This is a genomic window from Mycobacterium sp. NGS26, from assembly GCF_059813025.1.
In genome coordinates this window covers 21,898-37,939 of sequence record NZ_JCALDU010000002.1, presented here as the reverse complement: position 1 = coordinate 37,939, position 16,042 = coordinate 21,898, and the positions used below count along the sequence as shown (strand labels likewise).

The following is a 16,042-nucleotide window of genomic DNA, read 5'->3' as shown; positions in this document are numbered from 1 at the left end:
ACATGTTTACCGAAGATTCCATCGAGATCGACGCCCCGCCGCAGCTGGTGTGGGATGTGTTCAGCGACGTCGAGCACTGGCCGGAGTGGACCGCCTCGGTCACCTCCCTGGCCGGGCTCGACGGGCCCGCCCTCGCGGTGGGCAGGCGGTTCGCGATCAAGCAGCCCGGCATGCCGAAGCTGGTCTGGAAGGTCACCGAGGTCGACCCGGGCTCGTCCTGGACGTGGGTGCAGCGCGCCCCCGCCGCGGTGGTGACGGCGCGCCACTACGTCGAGGCCCGGCCGGGCGGCGGCACCCGGGTGCGCCAGCAAATCGACCAGCGCGGCCCGATCGGTGCGCTCGTGGGGCGGCTGATGACCAGGAAGACCAAGCGCTTCCTCGAGCTGGAGGCGCAGGGCCTCAAGGGCCGGTCCGAGCGGCTCAGCCGCGCCGATGGCGCGCACTCCTGACTCGTCACGGCGCCGCCAGCTGCTCGACGCCCTGATCGAGGAGTTCGCCGCGAACGGCATCGGCGACCGGTCCCTGCGCGACGTGGCCGCAGCGGTGGGCACCAGCCACCGAATGCTGTTGCACCACTTCGGTTCTCGAGAGGACCTGCTCCTGGAGATCGTCGCGGAGGTCGAGCGCCGGCAGATGGGCCTGCTGCCCGACCTGCCCGCCGACCCGGCCGACAGCTTCGCCGCCATGTGGGCCGACGTCCGCCGGCCGGAGCTGCGGAACCTGGAACGCCTCTTCTACGAGTGCTACGCGCGCGCCGCCCAGGGCGAGAAGCCGTTCGCCCGCATGGTGCCCGGCGCCGTCGACGACTGGCTCGCCGAAGCCGCGGAAGTCGCCGACGGTCCCTTCGACCCCGCCGCGGCGAGGCTCGGACTCGCCGTCATCCGCGGCCTGCTGCTGGATCTCGTCGCCACCGACGACGAAGCCGGCGTGGACGCGGCGGCGCAGGCCTTCGCGAATCTGCTACGCGGGCACCGCTTCCCGCTTGGGGCGTGAGCCCTTGCCCACCCCGAGGAACTGGTACTCCTCGGGCTTGACCGAGCGGGTCGCCATCCAGTACTGCCAGGTGTAGCCGCCCCAGAGCACGGTGTTCTTGCCGTGCTCGTCGAGGTACCAGCTGCTGCAGCCGCCCGTGTTCCACACCGAGCCGGCCAGCTTGCGTTGCAGCTCGTCGTTGAAGCGGTCCTGGGCCTCGCGGGTCGGGGCCAGCGCCTGGGCGCCCATCTTGTCGCACTTGGCGATCGCGTCGGCGACGTAGCGGATCTGGGACTCGATCATGAACACGACGGAGTTGTGGCCCAGCCCGGTGTTCGGGCCCAGCAGGAAGAACAGGTTGGGCACGTCGGCGACGGTGATCCCGCGATGCGCGCCGATGCCCTCGCGGTTCCAGCGGTCGACCAGGTCCTCGCCGTGCTGCCCCTTGATCTGGACGTAGGTGTAGGAGTCGGTGACGTGGAAGCCGGTGGCGTACACGATCACGTCGACCGGGTGTTCGGTGCCGTCGGCGGTGACGATCCCGTCGCGCGTGATGCGCGTGATGCCGTCGGTGATCAGCTTGGTCTTCGGGTTCGCGACCGCGCGATAGTAGGTGGAGGAGTTCAGGATTCGCTTGCACCCGATGCGGTACCTGGGGGTCAGCTTGCGGCGCAGCTCGCGGTCTCGCACCGAGCGCCAGATGTTCCACTTGCAGTACGCCTCAATGAATCTCAGCGCGTTGGGACGCTTGGTCATGCCGAACGCCAGCGCCTCCTGCGCCCAGTAGATCCCGAGGCGCACGACCGCCCGCAGCCCGGGGACGTTTTCCATGGCTGCCCGCAGCGCCGACGGGAGCTCGGGGTTGGAGCGCGGCACCACCCACGGCGGGGTGCGCTGGTAGAGCTGCAGTTCGGCGACCTGCCCGACGATCTCGGGCACGATCTGGATCGCGCTGGCACCCGTCCCGATGATCGCCACCCGCTTGCCGGTCAGGTCGACGCTGTGGTCCCACTCCGCGGAATGGAAAGCGGGACCGGCGAATTCGTCGCGACCCTCGATCTCGGGGAACGACGGGATGTGCAGCGCCCCGGCCCCCGACACCAGGAACTGCGCGACGTATTCGCGCCCGTCGGCGGTGAACACGTGCCAGCGGTACTCGTCGTCGTCCCAGTAGCCGCGATCGACCAGGGAGTTGAACTCGATGAAGCGGCGCAGCCCGTACTTGTCGGTCACCCCCTGGAGGTAATCCTGAATCTCGGGCTGATAGGAGAACGGGTTCTTCCAGTCCGGCTTGGGTTCGAAGGAGAACGAGTACAGGTGCGACGGGATGTCACACGCGCAGCCGGGGTAGGTGTTGTCGCGCCAGGTGCCGCCGATGTCGTTGGCCTTCTCCAGGATGACGAAGTCCACGCTTTGCTTTTGCAGCTCGATGGCCATCCCCAGGCCGGAGAACCCGGTCCCGATGATGACGACGCGGGTGTGGACCGGCTCGCGCGCCTGTCGTGTCGGCTCGGCTTGTGTCATGGCATCGGTCACGGCGGATCGGTCTTTCTGTTGGCTCAACGCAAGTACCCGGTACCCAGGGTATCGGATAGGGCGAATGTTAGCGACGGCCGCGGCGATGTCAAACGCCGCGGGCGGTCAGCTGGCGGCCGGGTTGCTGGGCAGCGCGCTGTGAATCGGCTGGTCGGGATCCATCCTGATGCCGAGCGTGTCGGCGGTGCCGACGATGACGCCCATCATGATGGTGGTCAGGTGCGCGACGAACCGCTCGCGCGGCATGCGTCGCGGGCTGTCCGGGTCGGGGCCCAGCCACCACTCGGTGGCCGACGCGGCCGATCCGAAGGCCGCGTGCGCGGCCAGCTCGATCGCGGCGTGGTCCAGCTCCATCTCGCGCAGCTCGTTGTCGAACATGTCGGCCATGGCCAGCGTGATACCCCGGCCCTCCTCGAGGATCTGCGGGCTGGCGGCGGACCGGCCCTGGATGAACACCCGCAGCACGTTCGGGTGCTGGTCGACGAGGGTGACGTACTCCTCGACGGCGCGCCGGATCACCTCGCGGGCCGAATCGGTCTTCAGGTCGATCGACGGGAAGATCGCCGCCCACAGCATGTCGCGCAGCCGCTCCCCGATCGCCTGGAACAGGTCGGACTTGTCGTGGAAGTGGCGGTAGATCTTCGGCTTGGCGGTGCCGGCCTCCTCGGCGATCTCCCGCACGCTCAGCTCGGGCCCCAGGCGGTCGATGGCGCGGAATGCCGCCTCGACGATCTCGCCGCGCACCTTCTTGCGGTGCTCGCGCCAGCGTTCGCTGCGCGCGTCGACCTTCGCCCCGGGCTTCACGCCGGGGTGGGGCCGGGGAATTCTGACCACGTCAAGCACCATACCGCGTAGCGGTCGTTGACCTGGCGTTCCTCACGTCACCGAGCGTGAAGTGGTTGCGAAGATCCCGCCGAGAATTCGCAGCAGCTTCACGCTCGGCGCGAGGGATTACAGCATGCAGGAGACGCAGCCCTCCACCTCGGTGCCTTCCAGCGCCAGCTGACGCAGCCGGATGTAGTAGAGCGTCTTGATTCCCTTGCGCCAGGCGTAGATCTGCGCCTTGTTCACGTCGCGGGTGGTGGCGGTGTCCTTGAAGAACAACGTCAGGCTCAGGCCCTGGTCCACGTGCTGGGTGGCCGCGGCATAGGTGTCGATGATCTTCTCGTAACCGATCTCGTAGGCGTCCTGGTAGTACTCCAGGTTGTCGTTCGTCATGTAGGGCGCCGGGTAGTAGACCCGGCCGATCTTGCCCTCCTTGCGGATCTCGACCTTCGACACGATCGGGTGGATCGACGACGTCGAGTGGTTGATGTAGGAGATCGAGCCGGTCGGCGGCACCGCCTGCAGGTTCTGGTTGTAGATGCCGTGCGCCTGCACCGACTCCTTGAGCCGCTTCCAGTCGTCCTGGGTGGGGATGCGGATGCCGGCGTCGGCGAACAGCTGACGCACCTTCTCGGTCGCCGGCTCCCACACCTGGTCGATGTACTTGTCGAAGAACTCCCCCGAGGCGTACTTGGACTTCTCGAAACCCTTGAAGTGCGTGCCGCGTTCGATCGCGATGCGGTTCGATGCGCGCAGCGCGTGATACAGCACCGCGTAGAAGTAGATGTTGGTGAAGTCGACGCCCTCTTCGGAACCGTAGAAGATGCCCTCGCGGGCCAGGTAGCCGTGCAGGTTCATCTGCCCGAGCCCGATCGCGTGGGAATCGTTGTTGCCCTGCTCGATCGAGGGAACCGAGGTGATGTGCGTCTGGTCGCTGACGGCGGTCAGCGCGCGGATCGCGACCTCGATCGTCTGGGCGAAGTCGGGCGAGTCCATCGTCTTGGCGATGTTGAGCGACCCGAGGTTGCACGAAATGTCCTTGCCCACTTTGGCATACGACAAATCGTCGTTGAACACCGACGGCGTGGACACCTGCAGGATCTCCGAGCACAGGTTGCTGTGGGTGATCTTGCCGTCGATCGGGTTGGCCCGGTTGACGGTGTCCTCGAACATGATGTACGGATAGCCCGACTCGAACTGCAGCTCGGCCAGCGTCTGGAAGAACTCGCGCGCCTTGATCTTGGTCTTGCGGATGCGCGCGTCGTCGACCATCTCGTAGTACTTCTCGGTCACCGAGATGTCGGCGAACGGCAGCCCGTAGACCCGCTCGACGTCGTACGGCGAGAACAGGTACATGTCCTCGTTCTTCTTGGCCAGCTCGAAGGTGATGTCGGGGATCACCACGCCGAGCGAGAGCGTCTTGATCCGGATCTTCTCGTCGGCGTTCTCCCGCTTGGTGTCCAAGAAACGGTAGATGTCGGGGTGATGCGCGTGCAGGTACACCGCGCCGGCGCCCTGGCGCGCCCCCAGCTGGTTGGCGTAGGAGAAGGAGTCCTCGAGCAGCTTCATGATGGGGATGACGCCCGACGACTGGTTCTCGATGTTCTTGATTGGCGCGCCGTGCTCGCGAATGTTGGAGAGCAGCAACGCAACTCCCCCACCGCGCTTGGACAGCTGCAGCGCGGAGTTGATCGATCGCCCGATGGACTCCATGTTGTCCTCGATGCGAAGCAGGAAGCACGAGACCGGCTCGCCGCGTTGCTTTTTCCCGGAATTCAGAAACGTCGGGGTGGCCGGCTGGAACCGGCCGTCGATGATCTCGTCGACCAGCTTCTCGGCCAGGCCGGTGTCGCCGGCCGCCAGCGTCAGCGCGACCATCACGACGCGGTCCTCGAAGCGCTCCAGGTAGCGCTTGCCGTCGAACGTCTTCAGCGTGTAGGAGGTGTAGTACTTGAACGCACCGAGAAACGTCGGGAAGCGGAACTTCTTGGCGTAGGCGCGGTCCAGCAGCGACTTGACGAAGTTGCGTGAGTACTGGTCGAGAACCTCACGCTCGTAATAGTTTTCGCGGATCAGGTAGTCGAGCTTCTCGTCCTGGTTGTGGAAGAACACCGTGTTCTGGTTGACGTGCTGCAGGAAGTACTGCCGCGCCGCGAGAACGTCCTTGTCGAACTGGATCTTGCCGTCCGCGTCATACAGATTCAGCATCGCGTTCAGCGCGTGGTAGTCCGTTTCACCCGGCAACGCGTGGGCGCCGGCGGCGGTTACAGGCTCTGCAGCGACGGTTGGTGGCACGTCTGTTCCTTCCAGAAGTCAGCGAGACCGGCGCGGACGGCATCCACGTCGTCCGGGGTTCCCATCAGTTCGAAGCGGTAGAGGTACGGAACGCCGCACTTGCGCGAGACCACGTTGCCCGCGTAGGCGAATTCGGCACCGAAGTTGTTGTTGCCCGCCGCGATGACGCCGCGAATCAACGACCGGTTGCGCTCGTTGTTCAAAAAGGCGATGACCTGTTTGGGCACGTAGCCGCCGTCGTTGATGTTCGGCGTGGCCCGGCCGCCGCCGTACGTGGGCAGTATCAGCACGTACGGCTGGTCGACCTCGATGCGGCCATGCAGCGGTATCCGCGTGGCGGGAACACCCAGCTTCTGCACGAAGCGGTGGGTGTTCTCCGACACGGACGAGAAATACACAAGGTTGCGCTGCGTGCTATCCATGGCACCGCAACCTCCTCACTTGCCCGATCGTCTGCTGCGCTAGGCGCTCAGCGCGGCCCCGGCGAGCGCCTTGATGCGGTCCGGCCGGAAGCCCGACCAGTGGTCGTTGCCCGCCACCACCACGGGGGCCTGCAGGTAGCCCAGCGCCATCACGTAGTCCCGCGACTCGGCGTCCAGGGTGATGTCGACCTTCTCGTAGGCGATGCCCTGCTTGTCCAGCGCCTTGAAGGTGGCGCTGCACTGGACGCATGCCGGCTTGGTGTACACGGTGACGCTCATGGATGCCGCTCCTTTGCGGAAGGTCGGGAACTTGTTACGGACTGGCAACTGCTGGGGGTACTACATCTGCGCTGTGTTTCAGCGGCCCGTCAGGGCCCCAGATTCCCGTTCTGCGGATGTCAGGCCGAACGACCTGGCGGTACCGATTCCGGGAGGCGCCCCAAGCCCGGCCAGCTTGGGGATTCTGGGATCTGCCGGTGCTCGAAACACTACACCTAGTGGCTGACAAGATGTCGAGATACAAGATGTTCTGAATAACAACTTTGAAATTCCCTGGTCGTGCGGCCTGTCCCGGGCGCGCGCCCGGCGTGTCGCAGATCACAAATCGCGCCCGGACACCCATGGGCATCGGTATAGCACCGGCCACCGACATCGCCTGGTTTTCGGCGGGCGCGGTCGTCGCGCCAGCGCGCCGCCAGCAAAGCCGTTGACCAACGTCGCTGGTCACCGGAGACCGGCCTGTCGGATACCGCTAAATTCAGCCGACTTCGGCGGCCAGCTTGCCGACTACGTCGCGCACGTTCGCCGACAGCTCGGCGTCGTCCGCGGGGGCCCTGCCCTCCAGGGTCTTGAACGGGACGGACAGTTTGAGCCCCTCGATCACCCGGGCGCCGGCGATGCCGAACGACTTCCGGGTTTCGTCGTGCGCCCAGACCCCGCCGTAGCGGCCGAACGAGCCGCCGATCACCGCCAGCGGCTTGCCCTTCAGCGCGCCGTCGCCGAACGGGCGCGAGAGCCAGTCGATCGCGTTCTTGATGACCGCCGGGATGCTGCCGTTGTACTCCGGGGTGACCACCAGCGCGGCGTCCGCGCCGGCTGCCGCGGCACGCAACGCGACCACCGAATCCAGCGCCGGGGCCCCGGGCGTCATCGCGTCGTCGATCTCCTCGTTGTAGAACGGCAGCTCCGCCAGCCCCTCGAACACCGCAACCGCGACGCCGTCGGGCGCCACCGCCGCCGCCAGCTCCGCGATCTTCCGGTTGATCGACGCCGAGCGCAGGCTGCCCACGAGCGCCAAGACTTTGATGTCGGACATGTACCGTTTCCCCTTCGGTCGTTGGTCTACATCTTTGCACGACTGAACCGGACTCTGGTCCGGTTTATTCCTGAGGCACTAAAGTGCAGGCATGAGCGAGCGGTTGCGCGAGTTGCCGGTGTCCGCTCCCCGACAGCCCCCGCAGGAACGGGGCGACGCGGCGCGCAATCGCGCGCTGTTGCTGGACGCGGCGCGCAGCCTGGTCGCCCAGCGCGGCGCCGACGCGGTCACCATGGACGACGTCGCCGCGGCCGCCGGGGTCGGCAAGGGCACCGTCTTCCGCCGCTTCGGCAGCCGGGCCGGCCTGATGATGGTGCTGCTCGACGAGGACGAGCGGGCCAGCCAACAGGCGTTCCTGTTCGGCCCGCCGCCGCTGGGTCCCGACGCTCCGCCGATGGATCGGCTGGTGGCGTTCGGCCGGGAGCGCATCCGCTTCGTGCACACCCACCACGCGCTGTTGTCGGCGGCCAACCGCGACCCGCGCACCCGCTACGGCCCGCCGGCCGCGGTGTTGCGTACGCACGTGCGGCTGCTGCTGGCCGCGGCGCAGACCACCGGCGACCTCGACGCCCAGGCCGACGCCCTGCTGGCCCTGCTGGACGCGGATTACGTGGAGCATCAACTGCGCGACGGCGGCCACACCCTGGAGACGCTGGGCGACGCGTGGGAAAGCCTGGCGCGCAAGCTCTGTGGGCGATGACAAACTGGGTCCTGCACGTCGACCTCGACCAGTTCCTGGCGTCGGTGGAACTGGGGCGGCACCCCGAACTGGCCGGGCTGCCGGTCATCGTCGGCGGCAGCGGCGACCCGACCGAACCGCGCAAGGTCGTCACCTGCGCGTCGTATGAGGCCCGCGAGTTCGGTGTGCACGCGGGCATGCCGCTGCGCACCGCGGCCCGCCGCTGTCCCGGCGCCACGTTCCTGTCGTCGGATCCCGCCGCCTACGACGCCGCCTCCGACCGGGTGATGGGATTGCTGCGCGACCTGGGACACCCGGTCGAGGTGTGGGGCTGGGACGAGGCCTATCTCGGGCTGGCGGACGACGGCGCCGATCCCGCCGAGGTCGCCGAGCAGATCCAGGCCGTCATCGGTTCCGAGACAGGGCTGTCGTGCTCGGTGGGCATCAGCGACAACAAGCAGCGGGCCAAGGTCGCCACCGGCTTCGCGAAACCCGCCGGCATCTTCGTGCTCACCGACGCGAACTGGATGGACGTGATGGCCGACCGCCCGGTGGACGCGCTGTGGGGCGTGGGGCCCAAGACCGCGAAAAAGCTTGCGGCCCTGGGGATAACGACGGTACGCGAACTCGCCCACGGCGACGCGGAGCTGCTGACGTCCACCTTCGGCCCGCGCACGGGCCTGTGGCTGCTGCTGCTCGCAAAGGGCGGCGGCGACGCCGACGTCAGCGCCGAGCCGTGGGTGCCGCGCTCCCGCAGCCACGTCGTGACGTTTCCGCGCGATCTCACCGATCGCGCCGAAATGGATTCGGCGGTAACCGAATTGGCGCGCCGAGCGCTCGGCGAGGTGGTGGCGGCGGGCCGGATCGTCACCCGCGTGGCGGTCACGGTGCGCACCGCGACGTTCTACACCCGCACCAAGATCCGCAAGCTGGCGGCGCCCACCACCGACGCCGACGTCGTCGTCGCCGCCGCCCTGCGCGTCCTTGACCTGTTCGAGCTCGACCGGCCGGTGCGGCTACTCGGGGTGCGCCTCGAGCTGGTCATGCCGGCGTGAGGGCACCGGGGCGGGCCGCAGCGCGCGCGTGAAGATCGCGTTGACCCGGCGCATCGCCACGCTGTAGGGCCACCACGCCAGCCGCTTGAACGCGTACAGCGCCCGGATGTCGGCCGAGGTGTAGATCAGGTATCTGTTCCTTGCGACCCCGGCCAGGATCTTCTCGGCCGCCCTCTCCGGCGACACGGCGTGGCCGCTGAAGCGGTCGATCCACCGGCTGACATTGGGGTCCTCGCGGTCGACGCCGGCGATCTCGACGGTGTTGACCAGCGGGGTCTTCACCGCGCCGGGCACCACGACCGACACCCCGATGCGGTGCCGGGCCAGGTCGAAGCGCAGCACCTCGGACAGGCCGCGCAGCCCGTACTTGCTGGCGCTGTAGGCAGCGTGCCAGGGCAGCGCCACCAGCCCGGCCGCCGACGACACGTTGACCAGGTGCCCGCCCCGGCCGGCGGCCACCATCGGCGGGACGAACGTCTCGATGACGTGGATCGGGCCCATCAGGTTGATCGCGACCATCTTGCTCCACTGCTCGTGGGTCAGCCGGTCGACGGTCCCCCACGCCGACACCCCGGCGATGTTCATCACGACATCCATGCTCGGGTGCGCGGCGTGGATGCCGGCGGCGAACGCTGCCACCTGGTCGTAGTCGGCGATGTCCAGCGCCCGGTGCTCGGACACCCGCGCGCCCAGCGCGCGGGCGTCGGCCGCGGTGAGCTCCAGGCCCTCGGCGTTGCGGTCGGTCAGATAGAGTTCGGCGCCCTGCGCGGCCAGCCGCAATGCGGTGGCGCGGCCGATGCCGCTCGCCGCGCCGGTGACCAGACACCGCTTCCCCGCGTAATACGCCCTCTGTGCCATGGCCGTGACGATACCTAGGCCGTCGCGGGGCCCCCGCCCCACAGCGAGTTCAGCCACAGCTGCTCGAGCACCCGCACGCCGCGCCCCCGGTCCCGGTCGGGCCCCAGAAAGGTGACGTCGCCGGACAGCATCATCGCCGTGGTCGCGCCGAGCATGCGGACCAGGGCCGGCACGTCGTCGCTGATCGGATGCGCTGTGCCGGCGGCGATTTCGTCGTCGACCACGCTGACGATCTGCCCGATCACAATGTCGATCTGGCCGTCCAGGATCTCCCGGATCTTCGCGTCGGTGTTCCGCGCGTCGTTGCACGCGGTCATGATCGGATCGTTGTGGGCGAACACCGTGGCGGCGCTGCCGACCATGCGCCTCGCGAACGCCGCCGGCGTCTCGCCGGGTGCGCGCGGCGCAAAGTACTGCGTGAGCTCCTCGAGTTCATGCGTTGCCTCGGCCAGGATGAAGGCGAGCACGTCGTACTTGGAGTCGAAGTAGAAGTAGAAGCCGGAACGTGCGATGCGGGCCCGCTCGCTGATGGTGCTGACGGACAGGTCCGCGAACGAAACCTCTTGCAGCAACTGCCGCACCGCGCCGACGATCGCCTCCCGCTGAAGGTCGCCGCGGCTACGCCGGGCGGTGGGTGTGGGGTCGGCTGCCATCGTCTGACCTTGTCATCCCGTCCACCAAAGACCAAAACTTGACAGCCGTCAAGTTTGTCGCGAAGGATATTTCTTACACAGTCCCGGGTCGCAAAGGAGCGTCCATGCCCGCCACCATCAGCACCCCGCACTATCTGCTCGACCAGGCGCGGCGCCGATTTACCCCGTCGATCAACAACTTTCCCGGCATGGGCCTGGTGGAGCGTCGGCTGCTGAACACGCAGTTCCCCGAGCACAAGCTCGCCGATCCGCCGCCGGGCAGCGGGCTGAAACCGGTGCTCGGCGATGCGGGGTTGCCGGTCATCGGGCACATCATCGAGATGCTGCGCGGCGGGCCGGACTATCTGTTGTTCCTCTACCGGACCAAGGGCCCGGTGGTGTTCGGCGACTCGCCGGTGCTGCCGGGGGTGGCCGCGCTCGGCCCGGACGCGGCGCAGGTCATCTACTCCAACCGCAACAAGGACTACTCGCAGCAGGGTTGGGTCCCGGTGATCGGGCCGTTCTTCCACCGCGGGCTCATGCTGCTCGACTTCGACGAGCACATGTTCCACCGGCGGATCATGCAGGAGGCGTTCGTCCGGCCCCGGCTGGTCAGCTACGTCGAGCAGATGGACAGGGTCGTGTCTCAGGTGGTGGCCGACGACTGGGTGGTCAACGACGCGCGCTTCCTGCTCTACCCGGCCATGAAGGAGCTGACCCTCGACATCGCGTCGATGGTGTTCATGGGCCACGAGCCCGGCACCGACCGCGAGCTGGTCACCAAGGTGAACCGGGCGTTCACCGTCACCACCCGCGCGGGCAACGCGATCATCCGCACCAGCGTGCCTCCGTTCACCTGGTGGCGCGGCCTCAAGGCGCGCGAACTGCTGGAGAACTACTTCCGCGAGCGGGTCGCCGAACAACGCGGGAAGAACGGCACCGACCTGCTGTCGGTGTTGTGCGAGACCGAGGACGAGGACGGCAACAAGTTCTCCGACGAGGACGTCGTCAACCACATGATCTTCCTGATGATGGCCGCGCACGACACGTCGACGTCGACCGCGACGACGATGGCCTACCACCTGGCCGCGCACCCGGAATGGCAGCAGCGCTGCCGCGACGAATCCGACCGCCTCGGCGACGGGCCGCTCGACATCGAGTCGCTGGAGAAGCTGGAGTCACTGGACCTGGTGATGGACGAGTCGATTCGGATTGTGACTCCGGTGCAATGGGCGATGCGCCAGACCGTGCGCGACACCGACCTGCTCGGCTACTACATTCCCAAGGGCACCAACGTGATTGCGTACCCCGGGATGAATCACCGGCTGCCGGAGCTGTGGACCGACCCGTTGAAGTTCGACCCGGAGCGGTTCTGCGAGCCGCGCAGCGAGCACAAGCGGCACCGCTACGCGTTCACGCCGTTCGGCGGCGGCGCGCACAAGTGCATCGGGATGACCTTCGGGCGGTTGGAGGTCAAGACGATCCTGCACCGGCTGCTGCGCCGCTACCGGCTGGAACTGCCCCGGCCCGGCTACCAGCCGTCCTGGGACTACGGCGGCATGCCGATACCGAAGGACGGCATGCCGATCATGCTGCGCCCGCTCTAATTGCGTTTGGTTGCGCGAGCAGGGTTTAGGTGAATAACCGGTTGGCGCAGGCGATCACCGCGCGCAGCGCCGACTGCGTCGGATGCTCGGCCCAGCCCATCGCCCACTCGGAGCGAATCCCGTTGCTGCCGCAGACGAAGGTGGCGGTGTGTTCGCCGGACCGCAGCTGATGGAACTTCAGCGTCTCGACGGTGATCCCGCGCTCGTGCAGCATCGCGGTGAGGGCGGCGATCGGCCCGACGGCGGAGGCGGTCGAGGTGCCGATGCGGTCGCCGACGGCGATCATCGCCCGGAAGTTGCGTGCCTGTGGGCCCAGCCGCCCGGCGGGCCGCTCGGCGTCCGTGCACGCCCAGTGCCCGAGTCGCACCGGGCCGGCCGCATGACAGTAGGTCGCGACGAAGTCCTCCCACGACATGCCCTCCGCCTGCTCCCGCAGCCCCCGCGGCAGCGCCGCGCCGAAGTGGCATCCGAACCATGCGTCGGCGCCAGATCGGCGCGCCGACAAACGAGTTGAATCGGAAACAGGCATTGGGTCGGTCTTCTCTGATCAGCAGGAGCGACCGACGTAGTAGCTTCCGACCCACAGCGGGGGGTCGGTCTGGAATCAGACCCCGCTGCGGGTGCTGGCTACTACGGCACGCTGAAGACGACGCACGAGCGCGAGATTAGATCTCGCGCAGCGATAGTGCAACTTCGTTTCAGCGCGTCGACGGGTGCGGAGCCCGTCGCGTCAGATGCAGATGGTGCCCACGCAGGTGCCCGTGCCGATGCCCGTGCCGCCGCCGGCGGTGGCCGCCGAACATCCCGTCAAGCCGAACAAAGCTGCGCCCAGCGCCATGATCGCGGCGGCAGTCTTGATTCCTGACTTCATGGTCCTCATCGACACGGTCCTTCCATCTGCGAGGGGAACAGACGGCCAGCCTGCGGCTGGCGCCACAACGGGGTAACCACTGTTGTACACATGTAAACTTAACCGACGAAAAATTTCTTGCGCTCGCGGATTCGCGCGCTGCCAGGCCAAACGCCCGAATTGCTAGTTTACTTGCGTCAAATACAGGCCGTAACATCTTGCTCAGGTGCTAGCCGCCTATGGGAACTAGCACCCCGGGTGAAAGGCACGACCTATGAAGGCGAAGGGCAAGAAAACTCTGAAAGTCGCCGCCCTGACCGTTGGGGTGGTCGCCGCAGTATTGCTACCGACGGGATGCACGACGACGCTCGCACCGCCGGTCACAACGGTGCTGGGCGGCTGACGGCCGCCGCACGCTTCATCCCGCCGGCCGCGGGGATGGGTTGAATCGCAGATACGCCTGAATCGTGGTGCCGGTCGTCGTGCTGTGCGTGCGCACCAGATCCGATATCGCGTTCACCAGAAACAGCCCCCTGCTGGCGGGGCCGCTGGGCCCCGGGTTCAGCCGGCCGACCATCGGGTCATCGAGGCGTCCGTTGTCGCGCGCCTCACAGACCAGATGCTCGTCGTGTTTCCAGAAGGCCAGCCGGCACGCGCCGTCGGTGTACATCAAGCTGTTGCTGGCCAGTTCGGTGGCGATCAATTGCAGGTCCTCGGTGCCGTCCCGGGACAGCCCGACCCAGGCGGCGTAATCGACGGCGAAGGCCCGCGCCAGCCGCAGATCCGCTGACTTGCGGACCATGTAGGTGACGGCCCCCGGGTTGACCGGCAGGGGCTGGTTGCAACGGGCGAGCACGTCATCGGGCGCGTATTCGGCGCTGGGACGCAGCGAACCGCAGCTCCACAGCATCGGGTGGGTTGCGCGGGCGTCGGCCAGCACGTCGTCGTCCAGCCGGCTCGCGTCGTAGAGGCACAGCCCCGTCACCTGCTGACCGTCGAACGCCTCGTTGACCAGCGCCTCATGCTGCACGCAGGCCAACCGCTCGTGCGCGGTGCGGCCGGGCCAGAGAACCTCGCTGACAATGCGCACCCGCCGGCCGGGGTGTTCCTCGACGAAGGAGCCCGCCACCGTCATGAATCGACTCGGATTGCGGGCGACCGCGGTGATGTCGGCCAGGTGCAATCCGTCCGGCGCCCGCTCGCCGGCACACAGCTCGTCGTGCACGAGCGCCATCGTGTCGCCGGGGACGGCGACGAGCACCGGTTCCCCCATCGCCAACCCCTCGACGACGAAGCGCACCACCAAATCCAGGTACTCCCGCTGAGAGTGATAGAGGAGCGCGGAGTGAACGAAGCCCTGATGTTCGGATTCCGTGCCCGTGCTCAATTTCTCGGCGCTCCCGCTTTCCATCACAATGCCAACCCCCTGCTGGACCGGCCGTCCTGCCGCGCTACCTACCCCAGTACCCCGGAGCCGCCTCGGCTATGCAGGTAATCGATCACAAAGCGGGTTCAGCCCGAACGCGGCCCCATCACAGCCACCAGGAGGCGGCGGCATCGAGATGACGCCGGATGCGATGGCGGGCCAGGCTGTCGTCCCCGGCGGAAATCGCCTCGAGAATCCGGACGTGCGCGCGGTCGACGGCGATGACGTCGGCACCGGTCGGCAGCGACTGCCCGGTGGTGGACCAGTGCCGGCGGAACAACTCGACGATGATCCGCAGGAACAGGTCCAGCAGCGCGTTGCCGGCCAATTGCGCGAGCCCGACGTGGAACCGGAATTCCTCGACGGTGGCCTTGCGCACCTCGTCGGCGGTGCGCAGGTTTTCGCCGAGCGTCGGCCGGGTGCCGAGGAAGGCCGTGACCGCGGATTCGCCGCGGCGCTTGACGACCTTGGCGACGTTGTCGATCTCGATGGCGTCGCGGACGCAACGCAGGTCCTCGCGGCTCGGCTGGCGGTACTGCAGGTAGAGCGCGATGGTGTCGACGCTGGCCCGCGCGTGCGGTTGGGTGACGACGAGCCCGCCCCCCGGCCCGCGGCGCATCCGGGCCACCGAGTGAAATTCGAGCAGCCGCACCGCCTCGCGCAGCACCGCGCGGCTCACCCGGTAGCGCTGCAGCAGCGCCGTCTCGGTCCCGAAGACCGAACCGATCCGCCAGCCGGCGGCGGCGATGTCGTCGCCGATGTTGGCCGCAAGCACCTCGGCCATCTTGCCGCGCGGCGCCTCGGGGTCGAGTCGCCTGCGCGCCCTGCTCGCGTGCCGGTCGTTTCCGCTGAGCCCGTCGCCGGGGTGGTGCCGCTGCAGCCAGGCGGTCACCGCTTCCACGTGCCGCTCGGACAGCGTCTTGGCCCGCGCGGAATCACCGGCGGTGACGGCGGCGACGATCTCGGAATGATCGTTGTGCATGTGATCGACCGCCTCGACGGCCTCGCTCGCAGAGTCGGCCCGCGACTGCAGCGCGTAGCGGGTGGTGAGCCTCATCAGGACATCGATAAACAGTTGCAGGACGGGGTTTTTCGACCGTTCGGCGAGCGCGATGTGGAATTCGTCGCGCGGCGTGGGCAAACCCGGCCTCCACTGTTCCTCCGCGCGCAGAACCGCCCGAAGCCGGTCGATGCCAGCTTCGTCGATCCGCTCCGCGGCAAGCGAGGCGGCCAACGGCTCGAGCACCAGGCGCGCGTTGAGCAGGTCGGTCAGCGTCGTGCCCAGGTACTCGAGATAGATGACGACGGCGCGGGTCGCCGGGCCCGCATCCGGCTCGCACACGAGCAGCCCGCCGTTGGGCCCACGCCGCATCCGAGCGACCTGATGATGCTCCACCAGCCGGACGGCCTCCCGCAGCACCGACCGGCTCACGCAAAAGCGTTGCCGCAGAGCGTGTTCGGAGCCCAGCGACTCGCCGACGGGCCAGCCGCGGCGAACGATCTCCGCCTCGATGTCGCGGGCGATCATCGAGGCCAACTTGTCCGCCGTCTCCGGCCGGGCGCTGCTCAT

At 67.6% G+C, this 16,042-nt stretch carries 18 protein-coding genes; 6 read left to right on the top strand and 12 right to left on the bottom strand.

The annotated features are described in order from the left end of the window. Window positions 1-2 precede the first annotated feature (2 nt). Window positions 3-449, top strand: a complete 447-nt coding sequence (locus AC5Y6X_RS06165; RefSeq protein WP_499985320.1) for an SRPBCC family protein — start codon at window positions 3-5, stop codon at window positions 447-449. Continuing rightward, a complete protein-coding gene (locus tag AC5Y6X_RS06160; protein ID WP_499985319.1) occupies window positions 433-993 on the top strand; it encodes a TetR/AcrR family transcriptional regulator in 561 nt (186 codons plus the stop codon). Before AC5Y6X_RS06165 ends, AC5Y6X_RS06160 begins: the two co-directional genes overlap by 17 nt. Here the strand turns inward: AC5Y6X_RS06160 and AC5Y6X_RS06155 are convergent. The 6 genes from AC5Y6X_RS06155 to AC5Y6X_RS06130 all read right to left on the bottom strand — a co-directional run bounded on the left by AC5Y6X_RS06155 (window position 961) and on the right by AC5Y6X_RS06130 (window position 7,365). Continuing rightward, window positions 961-2,496 (bottom strand): flavin-containing monooxygenase, encoded by a 1,536-nt coding sequence (locus AC5Y6X_RS06155; RefSeq protein ID WP_499986451.1) that lies wholly within the window; start codon window positions 2,494-2,496, stop codon window positions 961-963. The two genes, AC5Y6X_RS06160 and AC5Y6X_RS06155, sit on opposite strands and share 33 nt — an antisense overlap. 117 nt (window positions 2,497-2,613) lie before the next feature. Beyond that, a complete protein-coding gene (locus AC5Y6X_RS06150) occupies window positions 2,614-3,342 on the bottom strand; it encodes a TetR/AcrR family transcriptional regulator (protein WP_499985317.1) in 729 nt (242 codons plus the stop codon). Window positions 3,343-3,459: 117 nt separating this feature from the next. Next, window positions 3,460-5,628, bottom strand: a complete 2,169-nt coding sequence (gene nrdE, locus AC5Y6X_RS06145) for a class 1b ribonucleoside-diphosphate reductase subunit alpha (protein ID WP_499985316.1) — start codon at window positions 5,626-5,628, stop codon at window positions 3,460-3,462. Then, complete coding sequence (gene nrdI / locus AC5Y6X_RS06140; RefSeq protein WP_324681189.1) at window positions 5,598-6,050, bottom strand: class Ib ribonucleoside-diphosphate reductase assembly flavoprotein NrdI; 453 nt, start codon at window positions 6,048-6,050, stop codon at window positions 5,598-5,600. Before nrdI ends, nrdE begins: the two co-directional genes overlap by 31 nt. Before the next feature lie 39 nt (window positions 6,051-6,089). Next, window positions 6,090-6,329, bottom strand: a complete 240-nt coding sequence (locus tag AC5Y6X_RS06135; protein WP_324681188.1) for a redoxin NrdH — start codon at window positions 6,327-6,329, stop codon at window positions 6,090-6,092. 478 nt (window positions 6,330-6,807) lie between these two features. Continuing rightward, entirely contained in the window at window positions 6,808-7,365 is a 558-nt protein-coding gene (locus tag AC5Y6X_RS06130) for an NAD(P)H-dependent oxidoreductase (RefSeq protein WP_499985315.1), read from the bottom strand. Window positions 7,366-7,456: 91 nt separating this feature from the next. On the opposite strand from AC5Y6X_RS06130, the gene AC5Y6X_RS06125 reads away from it, so the two are divergent. Together AC5Y6X_RS06125 and AC5Y6X_RS06120 are read left to right on the top strand one after the other, a co-directional pair. After that, window positions 7,457-8,065, top strand: coding sequence for a TetR/AcrR family transcriptional regulator (locus AC5Y6X_RS06125; protein WP_499985313.1), 609 nt, complete (start codon window positions 7,457-7,459; stop codon window positions 8,063-8,065). After that, window positions 8,062-9,099: a DNA polymerase IV gene (locus tag AC5Y6X_RS06120; protein ID WP_499985311.1), complete on the top strand. Its 1,038-nt coding sequence runs from the start codon at window positions 8,062-8,064 to the stop codon at window positions 9,097-9,099. The genes AC5Y6X_RS06125 and AC5Y6X_RS06120 overlap by 4 nt, the downstream gene beginning before the upstream one ends. On the opposite strand, the gene AC5Y6X_RS06115 is transcribed toward AC5Y6X_RS06120, so the two are convergent. Further along, window positions 9,061-9,957, bottom strand: a complete 897-nt coding sequence (locus tag AC5Y6X_RS06115; protein ID WP_499985309.1) for an SDR family oxidoreductase — start codon at window positions 9,955-9,957, stop codon at window positions 9,061-9,063. The two genes, AC5Y6X_RS06120 and AC5Y6X_RS06115, sit on opposite strands and share 39 nt — an antisense overlap. Window positions 9,958-9,971: 14 nt before the next feature. Beyond that, a complete protein-coding gene (locus AC5Y6X_RS06110; protein WP_499985308.1) occupies window positions 9,972-10,610 on the bottom strand; it encodes a TetR/AcrR family transcriptional regulator in 639 nt (212 codons plus the stop codon). A 104-nt stretch (window positions 10,611-10,714) separates the two neighbouring features. Here AC5Y6X_RS06110 and AC5Y6X_RS06105 point away from each other — a divergent pair, with 104 nt between their 5' ends. Further along, on the top strand, window positions 10,715-12,196 hold the full coding sequence (locus AC5Y6X_RS06105; RefSeq protein WP_499985307.1) for a cytochrome P450: 1,482 nt from the start codon (window positions 10,715-10,717) through the stop codon (window positions 12,194-12,196). Between the two features lie 25 nt (window positions 12,197-12,221). On the opposite strand, the gene AC5Y6X_RS06100 is transcribed toward AC5Y6X_RS06105, so the two are convergent. Beyond that, on the bottom strand, window positions 12,222-12,725 hold the full coding sequence (locus tag AC5Y6X_RS06100; protein ID WP_499985305.1) for a homocitrate synthase: 504 nt from the start codon (window positions 12,723-12,725) through the stop codon (window positions 12,222-12,224). A gap of 201 nt (window positions 12,726-12,926) precedes the next feature. Beyond that, a complete protein-coding gene (locus tag AC5Y6X_RS06095) occupies window positions 12,927-13,076 on the bottom strand; it encodes a hypothetical protein (protein WP_499985303.1) in 150 nt (49 codons plus the stop codon). A 244-nt stretch (window positions 13,077-13,320) separates the two neighbouring features. Here AC5Y6X_RS06095 and AC5Y6X_RS06090 point away from each other — a divergent pair, with 244 nt between their 5' ends. After that, window positions 13,321-13,449 carry a hypothetical protein gene (locus tag AC5Y6X_RS06090; protein ID WP_324681180.1) on the top strand — a complete coding sequence of 43 codons (129 nt, stop codon included), beginning with the start codon at window positions 13,321-13,323 and terminating at the stop codon, window positions 13,447-13,449. Window positions 13,450-13,464: 15 nt separating this feature from the next. Here the strand turns inward: AC5Y6X_RS06090 and AC5Y6X_RS06085 are convergent, their stop codons facing one another. Then, complete coding sequence (locus AC5Y6X_RS06085) at window positions 13,465-14,460, bottom strand: anti-sigma factor RsbA family regulatory protein (protein WP_499985301.1); 996 nt, start codon at window positions 14,458-14,460, stop codon at window positions 13,465-13,467. Between the two features lie 118 nt (window positions 14,461-14,578). Then, on the bottom strand, window positions 14,579-16,042 hold the full coding sequence (locus AC5Y6X_RS06080; RefSeq protein ID WP_499985300.1) for a FadR/GntR family transcriptional regulator: 1,464 nt from the start codon (window positions 16,040-16,042) through the stop codon (window positions 14,579-14,581).

Bases quoted from the DNA above. Each gene is read 5' to 3' on its own strand.
- AC5Y6X_RS06165 (WP_499985320.1), top strand. From the start codon at position 3: ATGTTTACCGAAGATTCCATCGAGATCGACGCCCCGCCGCAGCTGGTG.
- AC5Y6X_RS06160 (WP_499985319.1), top strand. From the start codon at position 433: ATGGCGCGCACTCCTGACTCGTCACGGCGCCGCCAGCTGCTCGACGCC.
- AC5Y6X_RS06155 (WP_499986451.1), bottom strand. From the start codon at position 2,496: ATGACACAAGCCGAGCCGACACGACAGGCGCGCGAGCCGGTCCACACC.
- nrdI (WP_324681189.1), bottom strand. From the start codon at position 6,050: ATGGATAGCACGCAGCGCAACCTTGTGTATTTCTCGTCCGTGTCGGAG.
- AC5Y6X_RS06135 (WP_324681188.1), bottom strand. From the start codon at position 6,329: ATGAGCGTCACCGTGTACACCAAGCCGGCATGCGTCCAGTGCAGCGCC.
- AC5Y6X_RS06130 (WP_499985315.1), bottom strand. From the start codon at position 7,365: ATGTCCGACATCAAAGTCTTGGCGCTCGTGGGCAGCCTGCGCTCGGCG.
- AC5Y6X_RS06125 (WP_499985313.1), top strand. From the start codon at position 7,457: ATGAGCGAGCGGTTGCGCGAGTTGCCGGTGTCCGCTCCCCGACAGCCC.
- AC5Y6X_RS06120 (WP_499985311.1), top strand. From the start codon at position 8,062: ATGACAAACTGGGTCCTGCACGTCGACCTCGACCAGTTCCTGGCGTCG.
- AC5Y6X_RS06115 (WP_499985309.1), bottom strand. From the start codon at position 9,957: ATGGCACAGAGGGCGTATTACGCGGGGAAGCGGTGTCTGGTCACCGGC.
- AC5Y6X_RS06110 (WP_499985308.1), bottom strand. From the start codon at position 10,610: ATGGCAGCCGACCCCACACCCACCGCCCGGCGTAGCCGCGGCGACCTT.
- AC5Y6X_RS06105 (WP_499985307.1), top strand. From the start codon at position 10,715: ATGCCCGCCACCATCAGCACCCCGCACTATCTGCTCGACCAGGCGCGG.
- AC5Y6X_RS06100 (WP_499985305.1), bottom strand. From the start codon at position 12,725: ATGCCTGTTTCCGATTCAACTCGTTTGTCGGCGCGCCGATCTGGCGCC.
- AC5Y6X_RS06095 (WP_499985303.1), bottom strand. From the start codon at position 13,076: ATGAGGACCATGAAGTCAGGAATCAAGACTGCCGCCGCGATCATGGCG.
- AC5Y6X_RS06090 (WP_324681180.1), top strand. From the start codon at position 13,321: ATGAAGGCGAAGGGCAAGAAAACTCTGAAAGTCGCCGCCCTGACCGTT.
- AC5Y6X_RS06080 (WP_499985300.1), bottom strand. From the start codon at position 16,042: ATGAGCAGCGCCCGGCCGGAGACGGCGGACAAGTTGGCCTCGATGATC.